The 6,665-nt window shown below is 42.9% G+C and carries 5 protein-coding genes; 3 read left to right on the top strand and 2 right to left on the bottom strand.

Annotation, left to right across the window (positions count from 1 at the left end):
- Window positions 1-26: 26 nt before the first annotated feature.
- Window positions 27-1,880, bottom strand: a complete 1,854-nt coding sequence (locus tag ACFE90_RS34460; RefSeq protein ID WP_375506775.1) for a glycosyltransferase — start codon at window positions 1,878-1,880, stop codon at window positions 27-29.
- A 102-nt stretch (window positions 1,881-1,982) separates the two neighbouring features.
- On the bottom strand, window positions 1,983-3,227 hold the full coding sequence (locus ACFE90_RS34455; RefSeq protein WP_375506774.1) for a glycosyltransferase: 1,245 nt from the start codon (window positions 3,225-3,227) through the stop codon (window positions 1,983-1,985).
- A 1,073-nt stretch (window positions 3,228-4,300) separates the two neighbouring features.
- Between ACFE90_RS34455 and ACFE90_RS34450 the strand changes: the two genes are divergently transcribed.
- The 3 genes from ACFE90_RS34450 to ACFE90_RS34440 are packed head-to-tail and all read left to right on the top strand — an operon-like array spanning window position 4,301 to window position 6,664.
- A complete protein-coding gene (locus tag ACFE90_RS34450; protein WP_375506773.1) occupies window positions 4,301-5,224 on the top strand; it encodes an energy-coupling factor ABC transporter permease in 924 nt (307 codons plus the stop codon).
- Window positions 5,217-5,870 (top strand): energy-coupling factor transporter transmembrane component T family protein, encoded by a 654-nt coding sequence (locus tag ACFE90_RS34445; RefSeq protein WP_375506772.1) that lies wholly within the window; start codon window positions 5,217-5,219, stop codon window positions 5,868-5,870. The genes ACFE90_RS34450 and ACFE90_RS34445 overlap by 8 nt, the downstream gene beginning before the upstream one ends.
- A gap of 29 nt (window positions 5,871-5,899) precedes the next feature.
- On the top strand, window positions 5,900-6,664 hold the full coding sequence (locus tag ACFE90_RS34440; RefSeq protein ID WP_375506771.1) for an energy-coupling factor ABC transporter ATP-binding protein: 765 nt from the start codon (window positions 5,900-5,902) through the stop codon (window positions 6,662-6,664).
- Window position 6,665: the final 1 nt, after the last annotated feature.

The following is a 6,665-nucleotide window of genomic DNA, read 5'->3' as shown; positions in this document are numbered from 1 at the left end:
CCCCTGCTTCTTCCCCACTCCCCACCTTATTGGCAATGATAAAGTTTATATTCGTAGCCATCTATGCTAGGCATTGATTGAGTATCAGGTATAACGCAGGTTTTGACGGCTTCTGCTACTGGTGCGTAAAAGTTTACCAGCCACAAGTCAAAGGGGCGTGGTAATTGATTTAAAGTATTTTCCAAAGCAATGGTGGAAGTATTCGGGTCTTTGTCTTGATGAGCAAGGAGAAACAGAGGTTTTTGGAGTGAATTGGCAAGTTTAATCTCCCTAGCGACTCCCATCATTTCCCCAGTGTGTACATAAGTTCTGTGGGTGGCAGCAATTAGTACTGGTGTGGCGGATGTTTGTTGAATCAGTTGCACAAACAGGTCAGGGCGATAATATTTTTGATAGCCGAGATTGCAGATTACTGTAACTGCACTGGCAAATCCCATTAGCCAAATTAACATCACGGCTTTTTTACCGTTTATTCCCCATTTACCTATGCTTTTTATTTCCTTGGGAGGATGCCAACAAACTGCGAGACTTGCCGCTAGTAAAACAACGATCGCGGGAAAGTAAACAAAGTTATATCTAGCACCTCTAGTCAGGTCAATCCCCAAAAAGTACGTAAAGATAAAGAATAAAGCGATTGCACTGCTCACTATTCCAGCAAACACCTGAATCATAATTCGGTTTTCTGGGTGCTGTAGTTGAATCTTGATCGCACGCAGCAAAATTGGTACTGCCCAAATAAAGAAACTCAGCATCACCACTCCAGAAGGAATCACAACCAAAGCTTGAGAAGATTCAACTGGTAATAGAGAAATCATTGCAATCAATGTTCCTAAAGCTTGAAAAATTGGGCTTAACCAATCTAGTCCAACACGCGAACCTCGAATCCACTCGGTCAAATTATCACGATTTTTATTCTCTAATAAGATTGGTATCCAAATTAAACCAGCCACACAAGTACCTACAACAACGGCATAAATGCGCCGCCAAGAAGGAGAGAATAAAAGAGAAAATTTGCTGCTAGTTTGCAATTGAAGCCAAGCAAGAAAAATCAAAACTATGGCTTCTGTGCAGAGGGTGAGGCTGAAGAAATAATGAGTAGCAAATCCTAAAGCATTAATTCCTACCCATAAAAGTGCTACCCATATAGGTAAAGGTGTACGGTTTTGAATATGACGTGTAGCAATTACTAAGCAGGTGAGAGAACCAATTACCCATAAGATTGCTAAAGTGTAATGACGCGCTTCTTGTGCTAAAAATACGCCATAAGGTGATACTGCGATCATGGCAGCAGTCAAGTGTCCCACTAATTTCGAGCGAAATGCTACTTTGCCTAACACATAAAAACACGGTATAGAAGCAGCACCGATTATAGCTGGTAGCGATCGCGCCCCAAACAGCGATACTAAGCCTCCGTCGCTGGAAAATAATTTCATCCACAGGTAAGCCAGCACAAAATACAGTGGTGGATGATTATCTTGTGTAGCTAAGTTATGAACCACATCACCAATACTAGCTGCTGGGTTTGGTTGCAGTGGTTGCAATAGGATATCAGGCGTGATCGCTTGATCTAGGGGTACTGATAAAAAAGTATTCCCCAAGCTAAATACCAAGGTGGCAAACTCATCAGTCCAAGGAGGCTTTGCAGTCAAGTTGGTTAGACGTAAACTGATGCCGATGATCAACCACATTAAGTTCAGCAAGGGGTGAAGCCAGGAAGAAGGGAGGCGAAACTGCCAATTATGCCAATACTTGCGTTGTGAGGTAGAATTTGCATCTGTAGAATTTGCATTTACTATGGGCAAGAAACGGGCAGCATAGACAGGTTGCAACGAGATAATTTTTCTGTAAAAATCAAATGCACCTTGGAAAAAAGCTCTCATTGCCGGGCCTCACACGAATGGAATTGTAGATTTGACGTTTTAGATTTCAGTTCGTTCTAAAGTCTAAGAACAAAAATCAAAATCTCAAATCCCTCGTTGTGATTATTTCACATCAGTGACGCGCCAGCTAAGTTTCAAATTAATCCAGAAATTCCAGACGGTAGCAACTGCGATCGCGATAAAGTTGGCAATATAACGGTTATGAATAAGAAAATTAAATACCAAATTTAATACCAGTACATTTAATACCAATCCAGCAAGACAAATGGCGTTAAATTTCAAAAATCGCTTCAGGCGTTGTTGCCATTCTTGCTGTCTGGCGCTGACATCAGCAAATGTCCAAGCGTCATTCCAAAAGAAATTATTTAAAATTGCAATTTCACCAGCAATAATTTTGCTGCGCGTCAGTGGCCAAGCCAAGGTAGTCGGATCACTGAGTAAGTAAAGGATTGCCATATCTACAAATACCCCACTCAAGCCAACCAGCCCAAAGCGGACGAATCGACCAACTGGGAAATTGACTTTTCTACTCAATCGTCCTACCCGTCCTGTGGAGAGCCGCAACCGTACTAAGTGGTGAATGTAATCTACATATTGCTTCCATGTCACCTTACTCTCACCCTCTTTGCGTTCGCAGAACACATACCCAACTTCGGCAACTTGGTCTACCTTTCCCCGTCCGATTACTTCTAAAAGAATTTTGTATCCAACTGGATTGAGTGTTGCATTTGCGATCGCACTCCGGCGCACCATAAAATAACCACTCATGGGGTCGGAAACTCTTCCCAGTACCCCCGGTAAGATCACCAAGCCCAACAACTGAGCGCCACGAGACAAGATACGCCGAGCAACACTCCAGCTACTGACGCCGCCTCCGTCCACATGACGACTGGCTACTGCCAAATCTGCTCCCTGCTCAACACTACGCAACAGTTGCATCAGCACCTCTGGTGGATGCTGCAAATCTCCATCAATCACCCCTAAAACATTCCCTGTAGCTGCTTGCCACCCCCGAATCACCGCAGAGGATAGGCCCCGTTCCTGTTGCCGTCGCATCACCCGTAACTGAGGGTATTCTGTCGTCAAGGATTGTGCTATTTCCCAAGTTCGGTCTGGGCTATCATCGTCTACCACAATCAATTCATAGTGTCCTGGAATAGATTCATCCAATAACTGACTCAATATGTTGACCACATTCTTGATGTTGTCACGTTCTTTATAAGTAGGAATTACTAGGGAAAGATGGATAGATTCACCACTTATACCTATACCGTTAGGGGGCAACTCTGAAATCTTTAATGGCCCAGTTGGTACTGTTAACAGCGAGTTGGATGAGTTTGTCTTCATAATTTTAGATTACAGAAGGAGGATGTGTAAAAACCGAGAGAAACAAAGCCGCATATCTGCTGGCTTGATTGACTGAACCTGGTTAGTTAAATTTGATGAATACTTTTATTGCAGTTAGCTGTTTTGAAAAGTTTAGTAATTTCCGCGCCTCAATTCAAAATATTTTCCTAAACTTCATTTAAGCTTTACATTTTACCACTTAATTTTATGGTACATTTATAAAAAATTATTTTTTTTATACAAACAATCAATACTGTACCATTAGTTAGCTAAGTCAGCAAATATACTTTTATCTAGGCTATGTGAGGACTTGTGAGTATTAGTAAGTATAATGTACCAATCTGAAATCATCCGTGAGAAATAGTAGCTGTAGGGTAGGTTACGGAGGTTGTAACGCACCCTATGAGATATCCGGTGCGTTAGGCTAACTACACGATGTTTTAATTACTTGCACTTACTTACTAAGTACTAGTTCACAAAATCTTAAAATTAGTAGTAAACAAGAAAGTGGTAAATCCAAGTTAAGAGCTAATTGCATTCTGAATCCTGAACTTTGACTTCAGAATTCTTCTTGATTCCAGATAAATATTAAGACAATATAGTAAATAAACTCGCGCTTTTGGGCACTGCAATGCTGTGTCCCTACGATAGATGTCCTTTAAATAAATAAAAACTGCTGTGATAACTATATCTCAACCATAAGAACAGCAAAGCAATTCCAAATGTTCGCACAGCGTCTTGTAGAGAAAAAAGGCAATCCTAGCCAGACTTTTGGCGATTGAGAATCTGCAAATTAAATGCATATTACCTTATTAAAGTCAAGTTTTTTTGAATTTTCTAAGAATTTATCAACATTTAGCGATATATATAAAAACAAAGTTAACAAACTTTAATAAAATAGGAAATAAGTATAGTATTTAGCAGCCATTGGATAGTAAATATCTCGAAAGTAACAGCATAAAATCCCCCAAGAGGGCATTGCAAAAAAGGTGAAAATTTTGTTTGTTATTAATTTAATGCTTTTGTTTTATTGCTTGTATTGAGTAAATAAACGTCTATTTACAAGGTAGATCATGCATATTCCTGATGGATTTGTTTCTGTTCCAGTGGCAGGGGCTACTGGTTTAGCGAGTGTAGCAGCACTCTTTATTGCTTTGGAGCGATCGCAAGAGGCTTTTGGTATCCGTCGTGCGCCCATACTGGGGCTAACTACCGCCTTCATTTTTGCTGCTCAGATGATCAATTTTCCGGTAGCAGGGGGTACTAGTGGTCACTTGTTGGGGGGAACCTTAGCTGCGATCGTTTTGGGCAGTCCGTGGGCAGGAACATTGTGTATCGCCACAGTTTTAATTATTCAAGCTGTGCTGTTTGCTGATGGTGGCATTACAGCCTTGGGAGCGAATATTTTAAACATGGCAGTAGTTGGTGTTTGGGTTGGCTGGGTTTTAACCCAAACCTTGCAGAGATTGTTTGGGGGGTCTAAAGGGCGCTTACCTTTAGCTGCTGGCATTGCAGCTGGCGTAAGTGTAGTGGTAGCGGCTGTAGTTTGTGCCATTGAGTTAGCCCTTTCAGGAACTGCACCCGTAGCCATAGTTTTACCAGCTATGACTGGTGTGCATATTCTGATTGGCATCGGCGAAGGGATAATTACCGGAGGTGTGCTGACTTATTTAGCCACAGCCCGACCAGATTTGTTACCAGGGGAACAGCAGGAGTTTCGCGGTTGGTCTGTACCCATTGTCACCATTTTCTTGATTGCAGGAGTGCTATCACTCTTTGCCTCAGCATGGCCTGATGGTTTGGAGAAAGTCGCCGAAAACACGGGCTTCATCGATTTAGCCAGTAAAGTACGGGTAATTGTACCGACTCCCTTAGCTGACTATGGTATTGAGGGTTTAGGTCCAATTGGCAGCAGTATCGCTGGGCTTTTGGGAGCTACGGTTTGCTTTGCTGTTGCCTTTGGAATTGCCAAGGTAGTGAAAGCGAAGAATGCTTAAATTTTCCTTACCGTTACGTTTGCAACTGTCACTAGTGATTGTAGTGGGAGCAGCTTTATTAAAGCATTATGCTTGGTATTGCTTAGGTGTATATGGCGCGATCGCACTTTTGTGGGCTTGGCTGTTGCGCGTACCCATTCGCCGCTTGGGAGGATTACTCGGTACAGAATTGATTTTTTTGTCATTGCTGGCATTGCCCTTGGGATGGGAACGAGCCAGTTTTTTGCTAGTTCGTTCTCTGGTTTGCTTGGTTACCATGAATAGTTTTTTGTTAACCTTACCGCCTCACAGTTTTGGCATCGCTCTCAAAGGTTTACCCGTGCCAGCACCTTTAAAAGAAAACTTGTTATTAGCAGGGCAATATATGGAAATTTTGCTCTCAGAAGTGGGGAGGATGCAGCGTAGCGCTCAATTACGCGGTTTGAATGGAACTACGGCATGGCTGCGCTACGCCAGTGCTGCCATGATTGGAGCCTTGTATCTCCGTAGTCTAGACAGGGCAGAGCGAGTCTATGCAGCAATGGTAACTCGTGGTTACAACGGGCAATTGCCCATAGATTCTACCCTCAGACCAAAAGAGCGTTTTGCCATACTAGCAGCTTGGGCGATTGCTGCTGGTGTAACTCTTACTTCTTACAGAATTTAGTGCAGTTGTGAATATTGAGTTTGTGAATCTTGAAATCTTTAACTTCTAATCCCCAATCACCAACCCATAACCCCCACGCAGCTGTGGTCAAGGTTGAGAACCTGGTCTATGCCTATTCCCGCCAGGAGCCAGTATTACAAGAAATTTCTTTTACGTTAAATCCGGGCGATCGCGTGGCGTTGATGGGAGCAACTGGTTCTGGAAAAAGCACCTTGCTGGAGAACCTAATCGGCTTAAAACAACCGCAAACTGGGAAAATTACCATTAATGGCATCCCGGTAGAACCGAAAACTCTAGCCCAAGTACGTCGTCAAATCGGCTTTAGCTTCCAAGATGCCAACGACCAACTATTTATGCCGACCATCCTGGAAGATATCACCTTTGGACCACGCAACTATGGAATGTCACCAGCCAAAGCTTGCGATCGCGCCCGGCAGTTATTAGCTGATTTTGGTCTCGAAGCCTACGCCAATCGTTCCGCCCACGAACTCTCTGGTGGACAAAGACGTCTGGTCGCCCTAGCCTCAATTTTAGCCCTAGACCCGACAATTCTAATTTTGGATGAGCCGACTAATGGTCTTGATCCAGCATGGCGGCGACATTTAGCGCAAGTGTTGTTAAAGTTACCCGTGCAGGTGATGTTAATTGCTTCTCATGATTTACATTGGTTAGGCAGAGTTACTCAACGCGCTTTAGTACTGTCTAGTGGTCGCATTCAAATAGACAGCAATATTCAGCCACTTTTGCAAGATGGTGCTACTTTAGACCAGTTGGGTTTGCCAATAGGTTGGTAAT

The sequence above is a fragment of the uncultured Nostoc sp. genome (assembly GCF_964245445.1).
In the GTDB taxonomy this organism is placed as follows: Bacteria; Cyanobacteriota; Cyanobacteriia; order Cyanobacteriales; family Nostocaceae; genus Nostoc.
This window is presented reverse-complemented; position numbering and strand designations above follow the sequence as displayed.

Excerpts from the sequence above, each read along its gene's own strand:
- ACFE90_RS34445 (WP_375506772.1), top strand. The coding sequence starts at position 5,217 with ATGCTTAAATTTTCCTTACCGTTACGTTTGCAACTGTCACTAGTGATT.
- ACFE90_RS34460 (WP_375506775.1), bottom strand. The coding sequence starts at position 1,880 with ATGAGAGCTTTTTTCCAAGGTGCATTTGATTTTTACAGAAAAATTATC.
- ACFE90_RS34455 (WP_375506774.1), bottom strand. The coding sequence starts at position 3,227 with ATGAAGACAAACTCATCCAACTCGCTGTTAACAGTACCAACTGGGCCA.
- ACFE90_RS34450 (WP_375506773.1), top strand. The coding sequence starts at position 4,301 with ATGCATATTCCTGATGGATTTGTTTCTGTTCCAGTGGCAGGGGCTACT.